The following is a 21,279-nucleotide window of genomic DNA, read 5'->3' as shown; positions in this document are numbered from 1 at the left end:
CAGATCCTTAGGCGGACGGTTGTAAGCCGAGGGCCGCCAGTTGTTGCACGCTGCCCTTGAACTGGATCATGCGCGGGTCGTCCAGCGGCAGCGTGCGACCGGTTTCCTGCTGGATGATGGTCTGCAGCTTGGTGGTGTCGACCTTGCCGTCGGCACCGATGGCTTGCTGCAGTTTCTCCGGGGCGACTTGTGCGGTCTTGCCCGGTTCGAAGTAGATCGCGCCGGTGGCGAAGTCGACGCCGAAGGCGATCAGGCCAGGGATCACGTAGAACAGCAGGCCCACGGCATCGAGCACGGCAATCGTCGGGTCGATCTTGCCGTCGATCTGGCCGCGGCGGTCGGGATAGAAAATCGAACCGCAGGCCGTCAGTTGGCTCAGCAGAGTGACGGCGAGGACACCGCCGATGACACGGGAAGCGATACGCATGGAAAATCTCCTGTCAGTCACTGTAGGAGCGAGCTTACTCGCGAAAGACGTTAACGATACCGCGTGCTGCCTGAATGTGCGTGGTGCTCTGTGATTTTTCGCGAGCAGGCTCGCGCCTACGGGAGACCACCACCGGCATCCGACAGTTCGCCGTTATACTTGCTGCTCTGCTTTGGAGCCAGTATGAATTCGTTGCCGATCGATGATGTTTTACCCGCCCTGCGTGACGCCTTGGCGAATCGCCATGAAGCCGTGCTGGAAGCACCGCCCGGCGCCGGTAAAACCACCCGCGTACCCTTGGCCTTGTTGAATGAGCCTTGGCTGGCCGGGCAGACCATCCTGATGCTCGAACCCCGACGCCTGGCTGCGCGCGCCGCCGCCGAGCGCCTGGCCAGCGAGCTGGGGGAAAAGGTCGGTGAAACCGTCGGCTATCGCATCCGCCTCGACAGTAAAGTGGGGCCCAACACGCGCATCGAAGTGGTCACCGAAGGCATCCTCACCCGCCGCCTGCAGGACGACCCGGCGCTGGACGGCGTGGGCCTGCTGATCTTCGACGAATTCCACGAACGCAGCCTCGACGCCGACCTGGCGCTGGCCCTGAGCCTGAATGGCCGCGACCTGTTTCGCGATGAGCAGCCGCTGAAAATCCTGCTGATGTCCGCCACCCTCGAAGGCGAGCGCCTGGCCGCGCTGCTGGACAACGCGCCGATCCTGCGCAGCGAAGGGCGTATGTTCCCGGTGCAGATGCGCTGGGGGCGGCCGTACCAGGCCGGTGAATTCATCGAGCCGCGCCTGGTGCTGACCATCCTCGACGCTTTGCATGACGAAACCGGCAGCGTGCTGGTGTTCCTGCCCGGCCAGGCGGAGATCCGCCGGGTCAACCAGCAACTGGCGGACGCGCTCGGTGATCGCCGCGATGTGCTGCTCTGCCCGCTGCATGGCGAACTCGACCTGAACGCCCAGCGTGCCGCCATCGACCCGGCGCCCGCCGGCAAGCGCAAAGTGGTGCTGGCCACCAACATCGCCGAGACCAGCCTGACCATCGATGGCGTGCGCGTGGTGATCGACGCCGGGTTGGCGCGTGTGCCGCGTTTCGACCCCGGCAGCGGCATGACCCGCCTCGACACCCAGCGCATCTCCCGCGCCAGCGCCACTCAGCGTGCCGGCCGGGCCGGGCGCCTGGAACCGGGCGTGTGCTATCGCTTGTGGTCCGAGGACCAGCACGAAGGCCTGGCCGCCTATGGCAGCGCGGAAATTCTCGCCGCCGACCTCGCCGGGCTGGCCTTGCAACTGGCGCGTTGGGGCGTTGCGCCCGCGCAGTTGGTGTGGCTCGACATGCCGCCCGCTGCCGCGTATGCCCAGGCCCAGGACCTGCTGCAACGCCTCGGCGCCTTGAATGACGACAAACTGACCGCCCACGGCCAGAAGATGGCCGAGCTGCCGGCCCATCCGCGCATCGCCCATCTGCTGCTGCGCGGGCAGGATCTGGGGCTGGCGGCCAGCGCGTGTGATGTCGCCGCGCTGCTGGGCGAGCGCGATATCCTGCGCGGGGGCGGCGCGGATCTGCACAGTCGCCTGGCGTTATTGTCCGGTGAAGAACGCGCGCGGGGCACTCAGGGTGGTGTTCAGCGCGCCAAGCAGTTGGCCCGGCAATATCGCGGCTATTTGCGCGGCCAGGCGACCCAGCCGGTGGCCGACCCCGAACACCCGCGTTGGCTTGGCGCGCTGCTGGCGTTGGCCTATCCCGACCGCGTGGCCCAACAACGCCGCCCCGGCGGCGCCGAATACCGCCTGGCCAATGGCCGCGCCGCCTTGTTCGCCGAGGCCGATAGCCTGATGAAACAAGCCTGGCTGGTGATTGCCGACCTGGGCAGCCGCCAGGGCCAGCGCGAAGAACGCATCTACCTGGCGGCGGATTTTGATCCGGCGCTGTTCGACACGGTCCTCGCCGAACAAGTACGCACCGTCGACCAATTGGATTGGGACGAGCGCGAAGGCGTGCTGCGCGCCGAGCGCCAACGCAAAGTCGGCGAACTGGTGCTCAGCCGCGAACCCCTCAGCGGCCTCGACGAAAACGCCCGCAGCCAGGCGCTGGTCAACCTGGTCCGGCGCAAAGGCCTGGAGCTGTTGCCCTGGACGCCGGAACTGCGCCAATGGCAGGCCCGTGTGATGTTGCTGCGCCAGCTGGACACCGGCAACACCAGCGAATGGCCCGACGTCAGCGACAGCGCCTTGCTCGCCGGCCTGGAGCACTGGCTGATGCCTTACCTGGGCAAGGTCTCGCGCCTCAGTCATTTCGCCAATCTGGATATTTCCAGCTACCTGCACAACCTGTTGCCCTGGCCGTTGCCCCAACGCCTGGACGAACTGGCACCGCACCATTTGAAAGTGCCGTCGGGTTCGTCGGTGCGCTTGGACTACAGCGAGCATCCGCCGATTCTGGCGGTGCGCCTGCAGGAATTGTTCGGCCTGGCGGATACACCGCGCATTGCCGGCGGGCGCCAGGTGGTCAAGTTGCACCTGCTGTCCCCGGCGCGACGGCCGGTGCAGGTGACCCAGGATCTGGCGAACTTCTGGCGCAGTACCTACGCCGAGGTGAAGAAAGATCTGAAAGGGCGCTATCCCAAACATTACTGGCCGGATGACCCGTTGGTGGCCGAGGCCACCGCCCGAATCAAACCCCGCAAGTAAGCGTGACCGCGACTCAAATGTGGGAGGGGCGGTTATTGCGCGGCGGGCAGCAGGAAGCGGGCGATGACCGGCAGATGGTTGGAAATGCGCAACGTATCCGCCTGGCGCACCTTGGCTTCTACACGCTTGATCCGCGAGCTGTAGAACAGGTAATCGACGGTGCGATCCGGCCCGTCCAGGCTCGGGTCATTCGGAAAGTGCGTCAGCCACTGCTCACGATCAATCCCGGTGGATTCGCTGTTGCTCGGGATCATCGGGTATTTGTCCCACAGCAGATGCAGTTCGCTGTCCGGTGAATACTGCCCGCGTTTACCGGCATCCAGGCGCAGGAATTGCCCCAGCGGCAGCAAATTGAAATCCCCACCGATCAACCACGGCGTACCGCGGCTTTCGAACTTATCCAGCAGTTTCACCGTGGCCTGGACTTGTGCTTGCACCGCACTGCGCCCGGGTGCGTCGCCCTCCAGGCGAGTGTTGAGCACCGCCAGTTGGCCGCCGTCGCTCAAGGGCAGATAGGTCAGCAGCAACGCCGGTTTGGGTTGGAACTGACGGCTGATGAAATCCGCGGGCGGTACGGGCAGTTGCAGGCGTTCGGCGTGTTCGATCTGGTAGCGGCTCAGGGTCACCAGCTTGCGGCCGACGCTGCCGAAAATATGCAGGTTGGGGATAAAGTCGGCTTTCCAGTCGAAGGCCTGGGCGCTGCAGGGGTAGAGATCGACGAGCCGCTCTTGCAGCAGCGCCACCTGATCCTGGTAGTGGGACGGCTTGGCGCCTTCGTCGAGTTCCTGCAACAGCAGGATGTCGGGCTGTTCGTCGCGAATCACCCGGGCCACTTCGTCGAGGCTGAAGGCCATGTCTTCGACGGTGGGGCGGTCGTCCGGGCCGCTGCCGTCGGCGGTGTCGTACCAGAACACGTAGTTCTTGCCGGCCAGGTACTGCACGTTCCAGGTCATCACCTTGAGCGCCTGCCCGGGCAGCAGGGTCGGCGCACGTGGCGCGATGCAGCTCACGGGCAGGGTTTGCTTGTCGGCGGGGCGCCAGGTCAGGCTGTAGATCAGGGCCGTCAGCAGGCCCGCGATGATCAGCAGGCCCAGCAAGGTGAGGCGCAATAAACGGGTCATCGGCTCGGCTTATAGCGTGTCAGAGGTGACACGGAGCATATCACCGCACGTCGGCGTCGCCACCGATCAGCATAAATAAACGGAACAGCACCACACTGGTAAACAGCTGCAGGAAGCTGTGCGCGCTGTCGATCAGCACGCCCAGCAACGGCGCGGGCTCGGGATACGCGGCCATGCTGGCGCCTTTGAGCAGCCACAGTGGCGTCATTACGCACAGCAGGCACACCAGGATTCGCCAGAAATGCCCGCGGGTCAGACGCAAACTTTCCTTCATCGCCGCCAGTGCGGACATGCCGCGCAGCACCAGCAGGTACTCGGCGAACGCCAGCACCACCATCAGCCACAGGCCCGGCAGGAAATACAGCGACAGCCCGAGCAATATCAGCAGGGTGCTCATCGCCGTCAGCAGGGCGAAGCGCGGCCACAGCGTCAGGGCCATGGCCCATACATCCTTGGTGCGCGGCGATTCGCCACGGGTGCGGGCGTCGAGAAACAGGATCAGCGCCCCGGTGTACAGCGGATACACCAGCAACCCCACCACCACGCTGTAGCCGGGGAAGGCATCCGGGCCGAGCGTGTGGTCGAGCACCTGTTGCAGCAGGGCTTCGAGGATCACCAGCGGCAGGCACAGCTGGACGATGGCGCCCAGGTTGCGCTGGGTGAAACGGAGGGAGTCGCGCAGCACATCTAACGGATTCATCAGAGTCATCACAGGCCGAAAAAAAGCAGGGGCACACTTTAACCGATAGGTGCCGTGAGCAAGCAAACGTAAACCTTGAGTAAAGACCATTGAAACAACTGGTAACACCCCCATAACTAGCAGGACCGAGCCTGATCACAGGCCGGACCATGATTTCTACCGGCAATCTAACGAGGTCGCCATGAACAGCGAAGAGCAAACCCTGATCGATGGACTGTTTTCACGGCTGCAACAGGCCGAAACGGACTCAGCCCCCCGCGACGCGCAGGCCGAAGCGCGGATCAAGGAGCATATGACGCGCCAACCGGCGGCCGGGTACTACATGACCCAGTCGATCCTGGTGCAGGAACACGCGCTCAAGAGCCTCGACGCGCAGAACAAGCAGCAGGCGCAACAGATCCAGCAATTGCAGGACGAGCTGCAGCGGGCCAAGTCCCAGGCGGCACAACCGGCGCCGAGCAGCGGTGGCTTTCTGTCGAGCATTTTCGGCGGCGGTTCCCGTGACGCGCAACCGCCACAGAGCGCTCCGGCCTCATCCGGCGGCGGTTGGCGTGAACCGGCTCGGCCGTCTTTCGGACAACCTGCACCGCAACAAAACTACGCCGCCCCGCAGCAGAATTACCAACAGCCGCAACAACCCGCCGCCGCCCCCATCGGCAGTGGCTTTCTCGGTGGCGCCCTGAAAACCGCAGCGGGTGTGGCCGGTGGTGTGATGCTGGCGGAAGGTATCAGCAGCCTGTTCAACCACAACTCGCAACAGCCGCAAGTGGTGGAAGAAATCATCCGTGAAGTGCCCGCGCCTGCCAGTGACAACAGCAACTGGGGCAACGATGACCAGAAGTTTGCTGGCAATGACAACTGGGGCAGCAACAATTCCGACAGCTTCGCGGACAGTGATTATTCCGACAACTCGTCCTCCTTCGACGACGACGATTCCTTCGTCTGACGCATCCAGGCCGGGGCGCTTTGCCGCCCCGGGCTGATTTTTCCCGGAAACTTTCCCGTGGCTGGCATACTGGCAACCTTTGCGGACCTTCGCGTCCGGGGTCCAAGCGGCAGTCATGGGGAAGTGCGGTGAAGAAAATTGCAGTGTTCGCCGATGTACAAAACCTCTACTACACCGTGCGCCAGGCGTATGGCTGCCACTTCAACTACGCCGCCCTGTGGGCTGACATCAGCTCGCGCGGGCAGATCGTCGAGGCGTATGCCTATGCCATCGACCGTGGTGACAGCAAGCAGCAGCAATTCCAGCAGATCCTGCGCAACCTGGGCTTTACCGTGAAGCTCAAGCCCTACATCCAGCGCAGCGACGGCTCGGCCAAGGGCGACTGGGACGTGGGCATCACCATCGACATCATGGACGCCGCCGCTAACGTTGACGAAGTGGTGTTGGCTTCCGGCGACGGTGATTTCGACATGCTGCTCGACCGCATCATCCACAAGCATGGCGTTGAAGCCGTGGCCTACGGCGTGCCGGGGCTGACGGCCAACTCACTGATACGCGCCGCCAGCCGCTACGTGCCGATCGAAGGCGCGTTGCTGCTCAAATAAGCGCTGCGGTTCAATAGATAAATGCTTAGACGGAGTTGGAACAGGTTTGGAACGTATAGCGGTCATCGACTTTGAAACCACCGGCATCACCCCGAGCAGCCACTGCCGGGCCACGGAAATCGCGGTGGTCATCCTCGAACGTGGCCAGATCGTGGACCGCTACCAGAGCCTGATGAACGCAGGTGTGCGCGTGCCGGGCTTTATCGAACAGCTCACCGGCATCAGCAACGCCATGCTGCGCAGCGCGCCGCCGGCCGAGCGGGTGATGAACGAAGTCAACGAGTTCGTCGGCACCACACCGCTGCTGGCGCACAACGCCGCGTTCGACCAGAAGTTCTGGGACTTCGAACTGGGCCTGATCCGCCGCACCCGCCTGCAAAAATTCGCCTGCTCGCTGCTATTGGCCCGCCGCCTCATGCCGGCTGCACCCAACCACAAACTCGGCACCCTCAACAGCTACGCCCAACTGCCCCACACCGGCCAGGCTCACCGGGCCATGGCCGATGCGGAGATGGCGGCTAACCTGACGGCGCACCTGGCCGAGCAACTGCGACGGACCCATGGCTTGCGCGAGCTGTCCCACGACCTGCTGTGTACCTTGCAGAAAGTCCCGGCGGCGAAGATCAATGAGCATTTGAAGAAGCATCGCGGGTTCTGATAGAACAACGCCGTTCAAAATGTGGGAGGGGGCTTGCCCCCGATTGCGGTGGGTCAGCTACACATAAGCTGACTGATCCACTGCTATCGGGGGCAAGCCTCCTCCCACATTTTGACTGTGTTCATCCATCAAAGTGGGAGGGCGGTGCGACGATTCGACTTGCCCCCGATGGCGTCAGAGGCCGCACTGCAGATTTGAACGCTGAACGATCAAGTCGACAATTTGCTCAAGGGTGGTGATGTGATCCCAATCTGCCTGCGTCGCGCGCAGTTTGAATTGCCACTTGATCTGCATGACAAAGCAAGTCAAATCGTCATCGATGATCTTGAAGTCATGGATGAAATCCGTTTGTTCCGTCACCTGGCTGCGGTCGATGAAGCCGATGATATCGACGAACAGTTGAATGACCTTTTCGCTGATCTCGGCTCGGGTCAGATTACTTTCCATTTCTTGCCTCGTAGGCACACTTACCAATACTGATTAGATCAAAGACAGCCAACCCCGCAGCCACGAAGGGAATGCCTCGCCCGATCTGGCGCCATGGGTCCGGCCTGGCGAATTAGGCAAAGCCATGACTGCCGGGCAGCTTGTCATTGTGTTTCCCATATGAAACGCCATGCTTGAAGTTGAGCCGAAATCGATGCCCTTGCTTTCGAGCTCAAACTTGCTTCGCATGATTGCTGTATGAAGATCGCTTTCCTGCATGCCGTAGTCCCTGTACGTAAATGACAGGCGGATAGTAAGTTTCAGCAAAGGGCGATTGGTGGTTGGCGGGAAAAACCAGAAAGGTCCGACGAAGCAGTAGCGCTTAGCCTACTGACGTTTCAGAAGACCGCTAAAAGCCTCCACAAAGAACTGATGTTTTAGTGGCAAGCAAGACCAATCCCTTTCATTTGCGGGACGTTTCCTAGAGAATTCCACGGCCTTGCGCCCCTCGGATCAGGTAGCTAGTCTCGCCTCGTCATCGAATCATCGATGATCGGACGTGCAAGTCCGGTTCGCAAAGGTGCACTAGCGCCCTACATCTCAACGCCTGGTTTTTAGTGGTCGGCGTTTATCTGTTATGGCGGCTGTGCGCTGGAGACCTTCGGGGTCTGCCGGGTTTCCTTTGCCCCGGTCTTGCACACCTGCGTACAGCTGCCACCCTCATTCGCGTGCAAGCGAACGGTGACGGCCTCTTACTTCAGAGGAATTACACCATGGTCAAAGTCACCCCCGATCCACCAGACTTCTTGAGCGAAGACGCCCTGCTCAACCGCCGCGCCATCGACTACTACCTCAAAGCGTCCGCCCCGGATGCACCCACCTTCATCCTGAATGACAACCTGAGCCTAGAAGATGCCCTCGCCCATGCGGCGGACTTGCTGCATTGCGCGGTGAAAACTGCGCACTTGCCGGGTGAGGCGATGAACGCGCAGCAGCGTGCGGTGATGCATTTGGTGGAAATGGCGAAGGGAGTGGTGGATCGGGCGCTGGAGTGTGTGCAACCTCGTTGAACCACACATAACGAATGTGGGAGGGGGCTTGCCCCCGATTGCGGTGGGTCAGCTACACATAAGCTGACTGATCCACTGCTATCGGGGGCAAGCCCCCTCCCACATTTTGACTGTGTTCATCCATCAAAGTGGGAAGGGCGGTGCGACGATTTGACTTGCCCCCGATGGCGCTGGATCAGCCACCACTTTTCCCATTCCCCTCCAACTGCCCCAACGGCACCCGCCGCTCTATCGCGCTCGACAAAATGATCGAGGTCTTGCTGAACCCGAACTTCGCTATCCGATTAATCAAACTCTCCAGCTCCGGCATGGTGCCTACCGCCGCTTGCATGATCACGCACGGATCGCCCGTGACCCGGTGGCATTCGGTCAGTTCGGGGATTTCGGCCAGGGCGTCGTACACCTTCTGGCTGCCATGGTTGGTCAGGCGCAGTTCGATCACGCACTGGATCGGCAAACCCACTTTGGACAGGTCCACCTTGGCCTGGTAGCCGGTGATCACGCCGCTGGCTTCCAGCTTGGCCACGCGCTCGGCCACGGCGGGGGCGGAGAGGTTGACCGTGCGCGCGAGTTGCGCGTAGGACGCGCGGCCGTCTTCGAGCAGGGCGCTGAGGAGCATGCGGTCGTATTTGTCCATGAAAAGGCTCCAGCGTCAGGTGGCTTTCGAAAGCATGGTTTATAGCCCTCATAACCATGCTTTGAAAAGTGTATGGGCGGTTTAAACAGGTTTTGTAACTTATGTTTATGCACCTGTCTTTTTAGAATAAGCCTCTCTTTTTCTGCCGCAGAGCTGCCCAATGCCTGGCCCACGTCGCTTTCCCTTACCGTTGATCGCCGCCTTTTTTGCGCGGTATGTGATTTGGGGGTCTACCTACCTGGTGATCCGGATCGGTGTGGAGTACTGGCCACCGCTGTTGCTGGCGGGGATTCGGTTCTGTACGGCGGGGGCGCTGATGTACGCGTTTTTGCGCTGGCGTGGAGTGCCAGCGCCGACGTGGGTGCAATGGAAGTCTGCCGGGATGATCGGGATTTTGCTGCTCACTTTCGGTAATGGCGGCGTCACGTTGGCGGAGCACGCGGGGGTGTCGTCCGGTGTCGCTGCGCTGGCCGTGGCGACCGTGCCGCTGTTCACCTTGCTGTGCGGTTATTTCTGGGGCGCGCGTAATACCCGTCTGGAGTGGGCGGGGGTGATCCTGGGCATTATCGGCATTGCCATGCTCAACATGGGCAGCACCTTGCAATCGAGCCCGATCGGCGCGGCTTTATTGCTGTTTGCCGCCGCCTCGTGGGCGTTCGGTTCGGTGTGGAGCCGGCAACTGCCGCTGCCCCAGGGCGCCATGGCCAGTGCGGCGGAGATGCTGGTGGCCGGTGCGGCCCTGTTGCTCGGCAGCGCGGTGTCCGGTGAGCACCTGCAAGCCATGCCGCCGCTGGAGGGCTGGCTGGCCCTGGCCTACCTGACGGTGTTCGGTTCGATCATCGCCTTCAACGCGTATATGTACCTGCTCAAGCACGTGCGTCCGGCTGCCGCGACCAGCTATGCCTATGTGAACCCGGCGGTGGCGGTGTTGTTGGGGATCGTGTTTGTCGGCGAGTCCATCGGCATCGAAGAGGCACTGGCCATGTTGGTGATCATCAGCGCCGTGCTGTTGATCAGCCTGCCCCAGTGGCGAAAGCCTGGGCCGAAAATAAGGTAAACTGCCGCGCATAACGCCTTTTTACCCGCTTAGGCGCTGAATTTCCCCTACGGTAACCACATGACTTTCGCCACACTTGGCCTGATCGAACCCTTGCAGCGCGCCCTTGAGACGCTCGGCTACCAGACCCCGACGCCGGTGCAGGCGCAAGCCATTCCGGCGGTGCTGGCCGGCCGCGACCTGATGGCCGCTGCCCAGACCGGCACCGGCAAGACCGCTGCTTTCGCCGTGCCGCTCCTGCAACTGCTGACCATGGAAGGGCCGAAAGTCGCTGCCAACTCGGCGCGTGCGCTGATTCTGTGCCCGACCCGCGAGCTGGCCGAGCAGGTTCACGCCAGCGTTGCTGAGTATGCCCAGCACCTGCCACTCACCACCTACGCGGTGTACGGCGGCGTGAGCATCAACCCGCAGATGATGAAGCTGCGCAAAGGCGTCGACGTGTTGGTCGCCACGCCTGGCCGCCTGATCGACCTGTTTCGTCAGAACGCGCTGAAACTCAATCAGCTGCAAACCCTGGTGCTCGACGAAGCCGACCGCATGCTCGACCTGGGCTTCTCCGAGGAGCTGGCGAATATTTACCGCATGCTGCCGAAAAAGCGCCAGACCCTGCTGTTCTCCGCGACCTTCTCCGATGAAATCCGCACGCTCGCCGGGCAAATGCTCAACGACCCGCTGAGCATCGAAGTCAGCCCGCGCAACGTCGCCGCCAATACCGTCAAGCAATGGGTGGTGCCGGTGGACAAGAAGCGCAAGCCGGAGCTGTTTGTCCACCTGATGCGCAAGGGCCGCTGGAAGCAGGTGCTGGTGTTCGCCAAGACCCGTAACGGCGTGGACGCGTTGGTGGATAAGCTGCAGGGCCTGGGCATCAATGCTGACGGCATCCACGGCGACAAGCCGCAGGCGACCCGCCAACGCGCGCTGGACCGCTTCAAGTCGAGCGACGTGCAGATCCTGGTGGCCACCGACGTGGCGGCCCGTGGCCTGGATATCGAAGACCTGCCGCTGGTGGTCAACTTCGACCTGCCGATTGTGGCTGAAGACTACATCCACCGTATCGGCCGCACCGGCCGCGCGGGCAACACCGGCGAGGCGATTTCCCTGGTGTGCGCCGATGAAGTGAACATGCTGTCGGCCATCGAGATGCTCACGCGTCAGACCTTGACCCGGCATATGGAACAGGATTTCGAGCCGGAACACCGCGTGCCGGACACCGATGCCAGTGGGCAAGTGGTGAAGAAACCGAAAAAGCCGAAGAAGCCCAAGGCTTCCGGTGGTGGCGGCAAGCGCAACCTGGGCAAGTGGGTGGACAGTGGCGAGGTTGCGCCTGCCGAGCCGTCGATCAAGCCGGTGCGCAAGGTGCCGGTGTTCAATACCGGGCCGCGTAAGAAGAAGTGATTTTGCGGCGTGGCTGATGGCCTCATCGGGGGCAAGCCCCCTCCCACAGTTTTGATCTGTGAATACATTCAAAATGTGGGAGGGGGCTTGCCCCCGACGACGGCTTTGAATTCACCACAGATCTCAGCGCTTAAGCCACTCCAACATCCCCCGCCCGGCCGCTCTGCCACTGGCAAAACACCCCGTCAGCAAATACCCGCCGGTCGGCGCCTCCCAGTCCAGCATCTCCCCCGCACAAAACACCCCCGGCAATTGCTTGAGCATCAACTGCTCATCCAGCGCCTCAAACGGCACACCGCCCGCCGTACTGATCGCTTCATCCATCGGCCGGGTTTTCACCAGGCTCAGGGGCAATGCCTTGATAGCCACAGCCAATTGCGCCGGGTCGTTGAAGTGTTCGGCGGGTGCCAGCTCACGCAACAACGCCGCCTTGACCCCATCCAACCCCAACTGACTGTGCAGATGCTTGCTCATCGAGCGCGACCCACGCGGCTTGGCCAAGGCGGCCTGGACCTTGTCCAGCGGCTTGCTCGGCAGCAGGTCGATGTGCACCGTGGCGGCGCCATTGCGATTGATCGCCTCACGAATCGGTGCCGACAGCGCATAGATCAGGCTGCCCTCGATACCGCTGGCGGTGATCACGCATTCGCCGAGGCGCGGCTTGTCATCTCCCAGGCCGATAGCGACGTTTTTCAACGGTGCGCCAGCGAATTTGCTGACCATCAGTTCGCTCCAGGCCGACACCTCGAAGCCACAATTACTCGGCTGTAACGGCGCGCAGGGCACGCCTTTAGCTTCCAGCCGCTTGAGCCAGGTGCCGTCGGAGCCCAGGCGCGACCAACTGCCGCCGCCAAGGGCAAGCAGCACGGCGTCGCTGTGGATGGTTTTTTCGCCGTCCGGGCTGTGGATAAGTAAACCGCCGTCCGCGCTCCAGCCCAGCCAGCGATGGCGGGTGTGGATAACCACGCCGTGGTCGCGCAGGCGCTTGAGCCAGGCACGCAACAGCGGGGCGGCTTTCATGTCTGTGGGAAACACCCGGCCGGAGGTGCCGACAAAGGTGTCGATGCCCAGGCCATGAATCCATTCGCACAGCGCTTGCGCACCAAACGCACGCAGCAACGGCGCCATCTGCGGCGCACGTTCGGCATAGCGTGACAGGAACGCCGGGTAAGCCTCGGAATGGGTGATGTTCATGCCGCCCACACCGGCCAGCAGGAACTTGCGCCCCACCGAGGGCATGCCGTCGTACACGTCCACCCGCAGGCCCGCCTGGCTCAGGATTTCAGCGGCCATCAGGCCGGCAGGGCCGCCGCCGATAATGGTGACGTGTTGGGCAGGGGTCTGAGGCATGGGCAGGGCTACGGTCGCGTGAATAGGCCGAGCATTCTACCCGAGGACGGCGCAAGTTCCTGATCAAAAAACGTACAGCTTCCTACAGGCTATGCGGTTACTGGCTTTCAGACGTTTACGCTCAAGTTATCCACAGGCCGTTCCACAGGCATTGTGGGTAACGCCCATATTTCAATGACAACCTGATGACGTCCACACCCGTTGCGCGCTGTGGTGCAGGATGCCGTGGCGGCGAGCCAAGGCCACACGGTCTTTGCTGTAGCCGCCGCCGATCACGCCCATCACCGGAATGTCGCGGCCCAGGCAATGGCGCATCACGCTCTCATCGCGGGCGGCGACGCCTTCGTCCGTCAGCTTGAGGTAGCCGAGGGCGTCGTCCTTATGCACGTCGACGCCTGCGTCGTACAGCACCAGGTCCGGTTGGTACAGCGGCAGCAGGTAGTTGAGCGCGTCGTCCACCACCTTGAGGTAATCGGCGTCGCCCATGCCCATGGGCAGCGGGATGTCCCAGTCGCTCTGGGCCTTGCGCGCGGGGAAGTTCTTCTCGCAGTGCAGCGACACGGTGATCGCGTCCGGCGTGTCGTGGAGGATGCGCGCGGTGCCGTCGCCCTGGTGGACGTCGCAGTCGAAGATCAGCACGCGGTTGACCCGGCCGCTGGCCAGCAGGTAATGGCTGATCACGGCCAGGTCATTGAAGATGCAAAAGCCCGCCGGGTAATCGTAGTGGGCGTGATGGGTGCCGCCCGCCAGGTGGCAGGCCAGGCCGTGCTCCAGCGCCTGCTCCGCCGCCAGGATCGAACCGCCCACCGCGCGCACGGTACGCCGCGCCAGGGCTTCGCTCCAGGGCAGGCCGAGGCGCCGTTGGTCTTCGCGGGACAACTCGCCGCTCATGTAGCGTTCGATATACCCAGGTTCATGGGCCAGGGCCAGAATGTCCGCCGGGCACAGCGGAGGGCGCAGTAATTGGCTGTCCTGGGTCAGCCCGGTGGACACCAAGTGGTCACGCAACAGGCGGAACTTGTCCATCGGGAAGCGGTGTTCCGCCGGGAACTCGGGGCTGTAATCATCGTGGTAGATCAATGGCAAAGGCATGGGATTTTCTGACGGGAACCTGCGACGGATCTTAACAGCGCGGTACACTCACGCACATGGCAAGGGAGGGGGACCCATGGAGCCGATACTGGAATTGCACAGCGCACGCCTGGTGCTGCGCCAATGGCGCGATGCCGACCTGCCGGCGTTTGCGCACATGTGCGCCGACCCGCAGGTGATGCGTTATTTCCCGGCCCGATTGGACCGCCTGGAAAGCGCCGCGTTGATCGGCCGGATTCGTGGGCATTTCGCCGAATACGGCTTCGGCCTGTGGGCCTTGCAGCGCAAGGACAGCGGCGAGTTCATCGGCCTGACCGGGTTGCAGAATGTCAGCTTTGAAACCGCCTTCACCCCTGCGGTGGAAATCGGCTGGCGCCTGGCGCGTGAGCATTGGGGCCTGGGGTATGCCAGCGAGGCGGCATGGACCGCGTTGCGTTGTGGTTTCGACCGCCTGCAGTTGGACGAAATCGTCGCCTTCACCACCCAAACCAATCTGCCATCACAAAAAGTCATGCAAGCCATCGGGATGCATTACGATCCCCAGGCAGATTTTGAACACCCCAAGGTCGCGGCCGATGACCCGCTGCGCCCGCATGTTTTGTACCGCATCACCCGCGCCCAATGGTTGGACACGCTGCACGGATAAGCAGCCCGGAATGCCCCATAGATTGTAGGAGTTGCTCTATGAGCCAAGTATTGGAAGATCTGGTGGACTTGCTGACCCTGGAGCCGATCGAGGAAAACCTCTTTCGCGGCCGCAGCCAGGACCTGGGTTTTCGCCAACTGTTCGGCGGGCAAGTGCTCGGCCAGTCGCTGTCGGCTGCCAGCCAGACCGTAGAGGCCGAGCGGCACGTGCATTCTTTGCACGGTTATTTTCTGCGCCCCGGCGATGCCGCATTGCCGGTGGTGTATTCGGTGGACCGCGTGCGCGATGGCGGCAGCTTCAGCACACGCCGGGTGACGGCGATCCAGAAGGGCCACCCGATTTTTACCTGCAGCGCGTCATTCCAGTACGACGAAGCCGGCTTCGAGCACCAGACCAGCATGCCTGCGGTGGTCGGTCCGGAAAACCTGCCGTCGGAGCTGGAACTGACCAAGCAGCGCGTCCACCTGATCCCCGAGCACATGCGCGACAAGCTGCTGTGCCCCAAGCCGATCGAAGTGCGCCCGGTGACCGAAAAAGACCCGTTCAACCCGCAGCCGTCCGACCCGGTCAAGTACGTGTGGTTCCGCGCCGACGGCGCTTTGGCCGACACGCCGGCGCTGCATAAGTACCTGCTGGCCTACGCCTCGGACTTCGGCTTGCTGACCACGTCGCTGCTGCCCCATGGCAAGACCGTGTGGCAGAAAGACATGCAGGTCGCCAGCCTTGACCATGCGCTGTGGTTCCACGCCGACCTGCGCGCCGATGACTGGTTGCTCTATGCCATGGACAGCCCGTGGGCTGGTAATTCCCGTGGTTTCTCGCGGGGCAGCGTGTACAACCGCGCTGGGCAACTGGTGGCCTCGGTCACTCAGGAAGGCCTGATCCGCCACCGTAAGGACTGGGCGTGAGCCTGGCGCAGATTAAACATTGGGTGTTCGACATGGACGGCACCCTCACGGTGGCCGTGCATGATTTCGCGGCCATTCGCGTAGCGCTGGATATTCCGCCCGAGGATGACATCCTCACCCACCTCGCAGCATTGCCGGCGGATGTCGCGGCGGCCAAACATGCCTGGTTGCTGGAGCATGAGCGCGAGCTGGCGCTGGGTTCGGTCGCGGCGCAAGGCGCGGTGGAACTGGTGCGGGAATTGGCCGGGCGGGGTTGTCGCCTGGGCATCCTGACCCGCAACGCGCGGGAGCTGGCGCATGTGACGTTGGAAGCGATTGGCCTGGCGGACTGCTTTGCCGTCGAGGATGTACTGGGGCGCGATGATGCGCCGCCCAAGCCCGACCCAGGCGGCCTGCTGAAACTGGCGGCGGCCTGGGATGTATCGCCCAGTGCGATGGTGATGGTGGGGGATTACCGCTTTGACCTGGATTGCGGCCGCGCAGCGGGGACCAGAACAGTGTTGGTCAACCTGCCGGAGAACCCGTGGCCCGAGCTGGCTGATTGGCATGCCGCAGACTGCGCGGTACTGCGCCGGATGATCCAGCCCGGGCAATAAAGATCAAATGTGGGAGGGGGCTTGCCCCCGATAGCAGTCTGTCAGTTAAAAAATTGCTGACTGTTACACCGCAATCGGGGGCAAGCCCCCTCCCACAGGTTGAGCCGGTTTCTGCAGGTGTTACTGAGAGAACAGTGCCTTCTGCCCTTCAGGCGAAGTGAAGATCCCATCGCCGTTATGCCCAACCCCCGGCACTTCCACCAGCTTCTGGGTCAGTTGCGGGTGGCGCTGCTTGAGGTAGTCGAAATAGTTGTGCCCGCGAATCAGGCGGTATGCGCCCTGGGTCTCGGCTTCGCAGCTTTTATCCAGCGCCGGGTGGTTCGGGTCGGTGTCTTGCCGGCCCAGCAGGTAGGTGATGTCACGCGACACATAGGCCTGTTCCAGTTGCTCGGCGCTTTGCCCCTTGGCATAGGCGGGCAGGTGTTGCATGCCGTACTTCCAGTCATTGAAGCCAGGGCAGTCGGCGACCTTGAACGGCACCGGGCGCTGCGGGCTGAAGTAGGCGTAGGACGACGGGTTGGCCACCACATAGCGCAGGCGGATGCCCGCGCTTTGCAGGCTCGGTTGAGCATGGCCGGTGAGCGCGAAGCGCTGCACCACCTGGCCGCCGCCGGAATGGCCGGCCACCACAATCTCTTTCAGTGCCGGGAACACGGTGCGGTTGCCCAGGTGCTCGATAATCTGGTCCAGGGCGCCGTAGGAACTGACCTGGCCTGGGCCCGTGGAGGGCTCGCCGGCCATCCAGTCATTGCCGTTCCAGCGCAGCACTTGCGGGGCCAGGTGATGGCGTTTCACGTCCGAGTCATTGAGAAACTGCGGCGCGACCACCAGCGTCGTGCCGCCAACCCCGGCATGTTCGGCGGCGTCTTCAGCGCTCTGCAGGTAGGTCTGTGCGTTGCGCAGGCGACCATGCACGATGATCAACGCACGGGTGACGTTGGGCAGGGGTTTACTCCAGTCCTGGCTCAAGCCGAGGCTGAGGTCGCCGGCCGGCAGGTGAACGCGCTCGGGGCTGACCGCCTTGACCCCCTGCTCGGCGGCCCAGGTGGAGGCGCTGCAGGCGACCAGCACACCCAGCAGCATTCGCAATCGCGTATGCATTTAAAGGCTCTTGGCCGCGAAGGTGTCGCATTGAGTGATCTGGCCTTGGGCAAAGCCGGTCTTGAACCAACGCACGCGCTGCGCCGAGGTGCCGTGGGTAAACGAGTCCGGCACGACACGGCCCTGGCCCTGTTGCTGCAAACGGTCATCGCCAATCGCGTTGGCCGCATTCAGCGCTTCTTCGATATCGCCGGGTTCCAGCCAGTTCAGGCGTTTTTGCGCGCGGTTGGCCCACACGCCGGCAAAGCAGTCGGCCTGTAGCTCCTGACGCACCAGCAGGCCGCCGTCGCCTTGCATCTGCCGGCCTTGCTGGCGCGCAGCCTGGATCTTCGACGAGATGCCGAGCAAGGTCTGCACATGGTGCCCGACTTCGTGGGCGATCACGTAGGCCTGGGCAAAATCGCCGGCGGCCTGGAAGCGTTGCGACATTTCCCGGAAGAAATCCAGGTCCAGGTACACCTGCTGATCCGCCGGGCAATAGAACGGGCCGCTGGCGGACGTGGCGCCACCGCAGGCGGAATTGACCCGGCCACGGAACAGAATCAGTTTCGGGTTCTTGTAGGCCAAGCCGTTTTCCTGGAACACCTGGGCCCAGGTGTCTTCGGTATCGCCGAGCACCGCACGGACAAAGTCGGTCTGCTCATCATTGGCCGGCGGCGCCTGGCGCGACGGGGTGCTCACCGAGGGCGCCTGCTCCAGCTGGCCGGTCAATTGGCCGAGGATCTGCAGCGGGTCCTGGCCGGTCAGCCAGCCGATGCCGACGATCAACACAATCGCGGTCAGGCTCAGGCCCTTGCCGCCGCCAAAACGCATGCCGCCACCACCACCGCCACTGTCATCGCGGGCATCCACCACGTTGTCGCTGCGTCGGCCTTTTTTCCATAGCATGGGGCAATCCTCTGTGTGCTAAGCGTGATTGATTATGGTCGTGATTAACGGCAATAGCCTTCGCCGGTGGCGACGATCAGGCAGTTCTTTTTATCCGCCAGCCATTTCAACCCGGTTGCCGCACCGTCACCGGCGCGCAGCTGTTGCGGGCCATCGGGGCGGGTGAAGGCGATGCCGTCTTCGGCCGCTTCACCTTTGAAGGTGCCGGCGGCGTCGGCGTCGAGGCCGTATTGCATGGTAAGAAGGTAGTGGCCACGGCCGATGCTGTCGTCCTTGGCGATGGTCAGGTGCAAGCCTTCGACGCCGATCCATTTGCCGACCCAGCTGTCGGTGGGTGGGGTTTGCGGCACAAGGGTCGCTTGCACGGAAGGCGGCGCCGGTTTGGCGGGCGCCTTGGACTCTTGGTTGCACGCGGTGAGCAGGGCAAGGGTAGACAGAAGAAAGACAGTTTTTTTCATAGCGGCAAGGCCTTGGTTAAAAAGTGTGCAACGCCGGGGCGAACGTGCAGCGTTGGACTCGATTGCAGTGATTTAGTGCGCTGTTCGCACGGTGTTTGGTTATGCTCTTGGGGCAGACGCATGCCCGACTGCTAGATTAACGGGTTGAGTACCACCGCGTTCAGCCCGCCACGCAAGAGAATTCAATGACTGTCAGCACCCCACTTTCCGGCGTCAACCATCCCTTCAAAGGCATTCTGCTGATTGTGGTGGCGACTTTTCTGTTCTCCAGCCACGACGCCTTGTCCAAATTCCTGGCCGGGTTCTACCCGATCGTGATGGTGGTGTGGGCGCGTTACCTGGTGCATACCTTGTTGATGGCCGGGATTTTCCTGCCGCAATCGGGCTTGCGCGTGCTGCGCAGCAAGCGGCCGGGGATGCAGGTGGTGCGGGCCTTGTGCCTGTTGGGTACCAGCCTGTTTTTTACCGCCGCGCTGCATTACATCCCGCTGGCGGAAGCCACCGCAGTGAACTTCCTCGCGCCGATCCTGGTGACGGCGCTGTCGGTGCCCCTGCTCGGTGAACACGTGACGCGTGGCCAATGGCTGGCGGTGATCTGCGGGTTTGTCGGGGTGCTGGTGATCATCCACCCGGGCGGTGAACTGTTCACCCCGGCGGTGCTGCTGCCGCTGTGCTCGGCGTTGTTCTTCTGCTTCTACCAACTGCTCACGCGCATCCTCAGCCAATACGACACGCCCACCACCAGTAACTTCTTCGCCGGCCTGTGCAATACCTTGGTGATGAGTGCGATGGTGCCGTTCTTCTGGCAAGTGCCAACCCTGTGGCACGGCGTGTTGATGCTGGCGTTGGGCACCTGCGGGATGACCGCGCACTTGCTGCTGACCCAGGCCTTCCGCTTCGCGGCGCCGGCCTTGCTGGCGCCGTTCGGCTATTGCCAGATCGTGTTTGCGGGCGTGTTGGGCTGGCTGGTGTTTGCGCATACCCCCGACCTGACCACGGTGGTCGGCATCGGGGTGATCTGCATGAGCGGGTTGGCCGCTGCCTGGCAGCAGCGGCGGCGCTGAATCAGGCGTCGACCCTGGGAATCTTGCGCGGTGCCATGAAGTACATCCAGGTCAGCGCGATGAAGTACATCGCCGGGATCAGGGTGAACAGCACGGTGTAGTTGTTGTTCGTCACGGTCAGGATGTGGCCGACAATCTGGGTCATGAACATGCCGCCGATGGCCGCGCACATGCCGCCGAAGCCGAACACTGTACTCATCATGTGCTTGGGCGTGTAGTCCATCACCAGGCTCCAGATGTTGGCGGTCCAGGCCTGGTGTGCGCCAATCGCCAGGGAGATGGCGAACACCGCGACCCACAACTGGCTGGAGCCGGCGGCCATGATCACCCCGATGATGCAGCAGGCGAACAGCAGCATTGACAGCAGCCGCGCCTTGATCGAATTCATCCCGCGGCCGATCAGGAACGACGACAGAATCCCACCGCCCACGCTGCCGAAGTCGGCGGTCAGGTAAATGATGATCAGCGGGATACCCATCTGCGTGACGTTGATGCCCAGGTTGTATTGCTGGTTCAAGAACGGCGGCAGCCAGTACAGGTAGAACCAGAACACCGGCGCGGTCAGCGAGTAGGCGATGGCGAAGGCCCAAGTACCGCGCATGCGCAGGATACGGCTGAAGGGGACGCGGGGCTGTTCCGGTTCGACTTCCCGTTGCACGTAGTCCAATTCGGATTGCTTAACCGTTGGATGCTCTTCCGGGTTGTAGTACTTCAAGCCCCAGAACAGCAGCCAGATCCCACCGAGTGCCGACATGCACAGGAACGCCGCTTGCCAGCCCCATACGTGCAGGATCAACGGCAGCAGCATCGGCGTCATCATCGCGCCGACGTTGGTGCCAGCGTTGAAGATGCCGGTGGCCACTGCGCGCTCGCCGGCAGGGAACCACAGGCGGGTGGTCTTGACGCAGGCCGGGTAGTTGGCGGCCTCGGTCAGCCCGAGGATAAAGCGGCAAACCATGAAGCCGACGGCCGAGGTGGCCAGGCCGTGGGCGCCGGTGGCCACGCTCCACAGCAGCACCGCGCAGAAGAACACGCGCTTGACACCTACGCGGTCGATCAGCCGGCCTTGCAGCACAAAGCCAATCGCGTAGCCGACCTGGAACCAGAAGTTGATGTTGGCGTAGTCCATCGCCGTCCAGCTCATTTCTTTGGCCAGGATCGGTTGCATTACGCCGAGGGCGGCGCGGTCGATGTAGTTGAGTGTGGTCGCGAAGAACACCAGGGCCAGCATGCCCCAGCGAGTTTTACCGACGGCCATTGCACCGCGGATCTTGTCGCCGATGCCGGCGTGCGGGTTGGCCGGGCGCGCAGCCAGGACTGAGTTTTGCGAAGGCATGAGGGTTTACCCGTTTTTGAAATTTTTATGGTGTGTTCTGGGTTTTGTTACGGAATCGATGGTGCGCAGTGGCTAAAAAATCGTCAATTCGCCAATGGCCATTGTGT

22 protein-coding genes are annotated in these 21,279 nt (G+C 62.6%); 11 read left to right on the top strand and 11 right to left on the bottom strand.

Going from position 1 to position 21,279, the window contains the following annotated elements:
- Positions 1-7 precede the first annotated feature (7 nt).
- Complete coding sequence (locus INT12_RS02440; protein WP_193039724.1) at positions 8-427, bottom strand: polyribonucleotide nucleotidyltransferase; 420 nt, start codon at positions 425-427, stop codon at positions 8-10.
- A 183-nt stretch (positions 428-610) separates the two neighbouring features.
- On the opposite strand from INT12_RS02440, the gene hrpB reads away from it, so the two are divergent.
- A complete protein-coding gene (gene hrpB / locus INT12_RS02435) occupies positions 611-3,118 on the top strand; it encodes an ATP-dependent helicase HrpB (RefSeq protein ID WP_193039723.1) in 2,508 nt (835 codons plus the stop codon).
- Between the two features lie 32 nt (positions 3,119-3,150).
- Here hrpB and INT12_RS02430 read toward each other — a convergent pair whose 3' ends face one another.
- Positions 3,151-4,239: an endonuclease/exonuclease/phosphatase family protein gene (locus INT12_RS02430; protein ID WP_017848311.1), complete on the bottom strand. Its 1,089-nt coding sequence runs from the start codon at positions 4,237-4,239 to the stop codon at positions 3,151-3,153.
- Between the two features lie 40 nt (positions 4,240-4,279).
- Positions 4,280-4,939 (bottom strand): YciC family protein, encoded by a 660-nt coding sequence (locus tag INT12_RS02425; protein WP_017848310.1) that lies wholly within the window; start codon positions 4,937-4,939, stop codon positions 4,280-4,282.
- A gap of 181 nt (positions 4,940-5,120) precedes the next feature.
- Between INT12_RS02425 and INT12_RS02420 the strand changes: the two genes are divergently transcribed.
- The 3 genes from INT12_RS02420 (at position 5,121) to INT12_RS02410 (ending at position 7,148) form a co-directional block, all read left to right on the top strand.
- Positions 5,121-5,885 carry a DUF2076 domain-containing protein gene (locus tag INT12_RS02420; RefSeq protein ID WP_193058749.1) on the top strand — a complete coding sequence of 255 codons (765 nt, stop codon included), beginning with the start codon at positions 5,121-5,123 and terminating at the stop codon, positions 5,883-5,885.
- A 128-nt stretch (positions 5,886-6,013) separates the two neighbouring features.
- Complete coding sequence (locus INT12_RS02415) at positions 6,014-6,490, top strand: NYN domain-containing protein (RefSeq protein ID WP_017848308.1); 477 nt, start codon at positions 6,014-6,016, stop codon at positions 6,488-6,490.
- A gap of 46 nt (positions 6,491-6,536) precedes the next feature.
- Positions 6,537-7,148, top strand: coding sequence for a PolC-type DNA polymerase III (locus tag INT12_RS02410; RefSeq protein WP_017848307.1), 612 nt, complete (start codon positions 6,537-6,539; stop codon positions 7,146-7,148).
- Positions 7,149-7,322: 174 nt separating this feature from the next.
- Here the strand turns inward: INT12_RS02410 and INT12_RS02405 are convergent, their stop codons facing one another.
- The gene (locus INT12_RS02405) at positions 7,323-7,595 is read right to left on the bottom strand and encodes an acyl carrier protein (RefSeq protein WP_017848306.1); all 273 of its coding nucleotides are present in this window, start codon (positions 7,593-7,595) and stop codon (positions 7,323-7,325) included.
- A gap of 752 nt (positions 7,596-8,347) precedes the next feature.
- On the opposite strand from INT12_RS02405, the gene INT12_RS02400 reads away from it, so the two are divergent.
- A complete protein-coding gene (locus INT12_RS02400; RefSeq protein WP_017848305.1) occupies positions 8,348-8,644 on the top strand; it encodes a DUF6124 family protein in 297 nt (98 codons plus the stop codon).
- A gap of 175 nt (positions 8,645-8,819) precedes the next feature.
- On the opposite strand, the gene INT12_RS02395 is transcribed toward INT12_RS02400, so the two are convergent.
- A complete protein-coding gene (locus tag INT12_RS02395; protein ID WP_046381959.1) occupies positions 8,820-9,281 on the bottom strand; it encodes an Lrp/AsnC family transcriptional regulator in 462 nt (153 codons plus the stop codon).
- Between the two features lie 160 nt (positions 9,282-9,441).
- Here INT12_RS02395 and yedA point away from each other — a divergent pair, with 160 nt between their 5' ends.
- Positions 9,442-10,338: a drug/metabolite exporter YedA gene (gene yedA, locus INT12_RS02390; protein ID WP_193058748.1), complete on the top strand. Its 897-nt coding sequence runs from the start codon at positions 9,442-9,444 to the stop codon at positions 10,336-10,338.
- Positions 10,339-10,398: 60 nt separating this feature from the next.
- Positions 10,399-11,733, top strand: coding sequence for a DEAD/DEAH box helicase (locus INT12_RS02385; protein ID WP_017848302.1), 1,335 nt, complete (start codon positions 10,399-10,401; stop codon positions 11,731-11,733).
- 123 nt (positions 11,734-11,856) lie between these two features.
- Here the strand turns inward: INT12_RS02385 and INT12_RS02380 are convergent, their stop codons facing one another.
- Positions 11,857-13,083 carry a TIGR03862 family flavoprotein gene (locus tag INT12_RS02380; protein ID WP_193040354.1) on the bottom strand — a complete coding sequence of 409 codons (1,227 nt, stop codon included), beginning with the start codon at positions 13,081-13,083 and terminating at the stop codon, positions 11,857-11,859.
- 171 nt (positions 13,084-13,254) lie between these two features.
- Positions 13,255-14,175 carry a histone deacetylase gene (locus INT12_RS02375; protein ID WP_193040355.1) on the bottom strand — a complete coding sequence of 307 codons (921 nt, stop codon included), beginning with the start codon at positions 14,173-14,175 and terminating at the stop codon, positions 13,255-13,257.
- 76 nt (positions 14,176-14,251) lie between these two features.
- On the opposite strand from INT12_RS02375, the gene INT12_RS02370 reads away from it, so the two are divergent.
- The 3 genes from INT12_RS02370 to INT12_RS02360 are packed head-to-tail and all read left to right on the top strand — an operon-like array spanning position 14,252 to position 16,325.
- Positions 14,252-14,821, top strand: a complete 570-nt coding sequence (locus INT12_RS02370; RefSeq protein WP_046381964.1) for a GNAT family N-acetyltransferase — start codon at positions 14,252-14,254, stop codon at positions 14,819-14,821.
- Positions 14,822-14,859: 38 nt separating this feature from the next.
- Positions 14,860-15,729, top strand: a complete 870-nt coding sequence (tesB, locus tag INT12_RS02365) for an acyl-CoA thioesterase II (RefSeq protein ID WP_046381965.1) — start codon at positions 14,860-14,862, stop codon at positions 15,727-15,729.
- Complete coding sequence (locus tag INT12_RS02360) at positions 15,726-16,325, top strand: HAD family hydrolase (RefSeq protein ID WP_102616976.1); 600 nt, start codon at positions 15,726-15,728, stop codon at positions 16,323-16,325. The genes tesB and INT12_RS02360 overlap by 4 nt, the downstream gene beginning before the upstream one ends.
- Positions 16,326-16,445: 120 nt before the next feature.
- Here INT12_RS02360 and INT12_RS02355 read toward each other — a convergent pair whose 3' ends face one another.
- From INT12_RS02355 to INT12_RS02345, 3 genes are read right to left on the bottom strand one after another with little or no spacing between them, the layout of a single operon-like run.
- Positions 16,446-17,426 (bottom strand): alpha/beta hydrolase, encoded by a 981-nt coding sequence (locus INT12_RS02355; RefSeq protein ID WP_193058747.1) that lies wholly within the window; start codon positions 17,424-17,426, stop codon positions 16,446-16,448.
- Positions 17,427-18,314: a neutral zinc metallopeptidase gene (locus tag INT12_RS02350; RefSeq protein WP_017848295.1), complete on the bottom strand. Its 888-nt coding sequence runs from the start codon at positions 18,312-18,314 to the stop codon at positions 17,427-17,429.
- Between the two features lie 44 nt (positions 18,315-18,358).
- Complete coding sequence (locus INT12_RS02345) at positions 18,359-18,772, bottom strand: lipoprotein (RefSeq protein ID WP_046482185.1); 414 nt, start codon at positions 18,770-18,772, stop codon at positions 18,359-18,361.
- A 185-nt stretch (positions 18,773-18,957) separates the two neighbouring features.
- Here INT12_RS02345 and INT12_RS02340 point away from each other — a divergent pair, with 185 nt between their 5' ends.
- Entirely contained in the window at positions 18,958-19,836 is an 879-nt protein-coding gene (locus INT12_RS02340; RefSeq protein WP_017848293.1) for a DMT family transporter, read from the top strand.
- 1 nt (position 19,837) lies between these two features.
- Here the strand turns inward: INT12_RS02340 and INT12_RS02335 are convergent, their stop codons facing one another.
- A complete protein-coding gene (locus INT12_RS02335) occupies positions 19,838-21,172 on the bottom strand; it encodes an MFS transporter (RefSeq protein ID WP_046381969.1) in 1,335 nt (444 codons plus the stop codon).
- Between the last annotated feature and the right edge of the window lie 107 nt (positions 21,173-21,279).

This window comes from Pseudomonas sp. K8, assembly GCF_014889455.1.
GTDB lineage: Bacteria > Pseudomonadota > Gammaproteobacteria > Pseudomonadales > Pseudomonadaceae > Aquipseudomonas > Aquipseudomonas veronii.
Note: the sequence above shows the minus strand (reverse complement) of the source record. Positions and strands in the feature narration are given on the sequence as shown.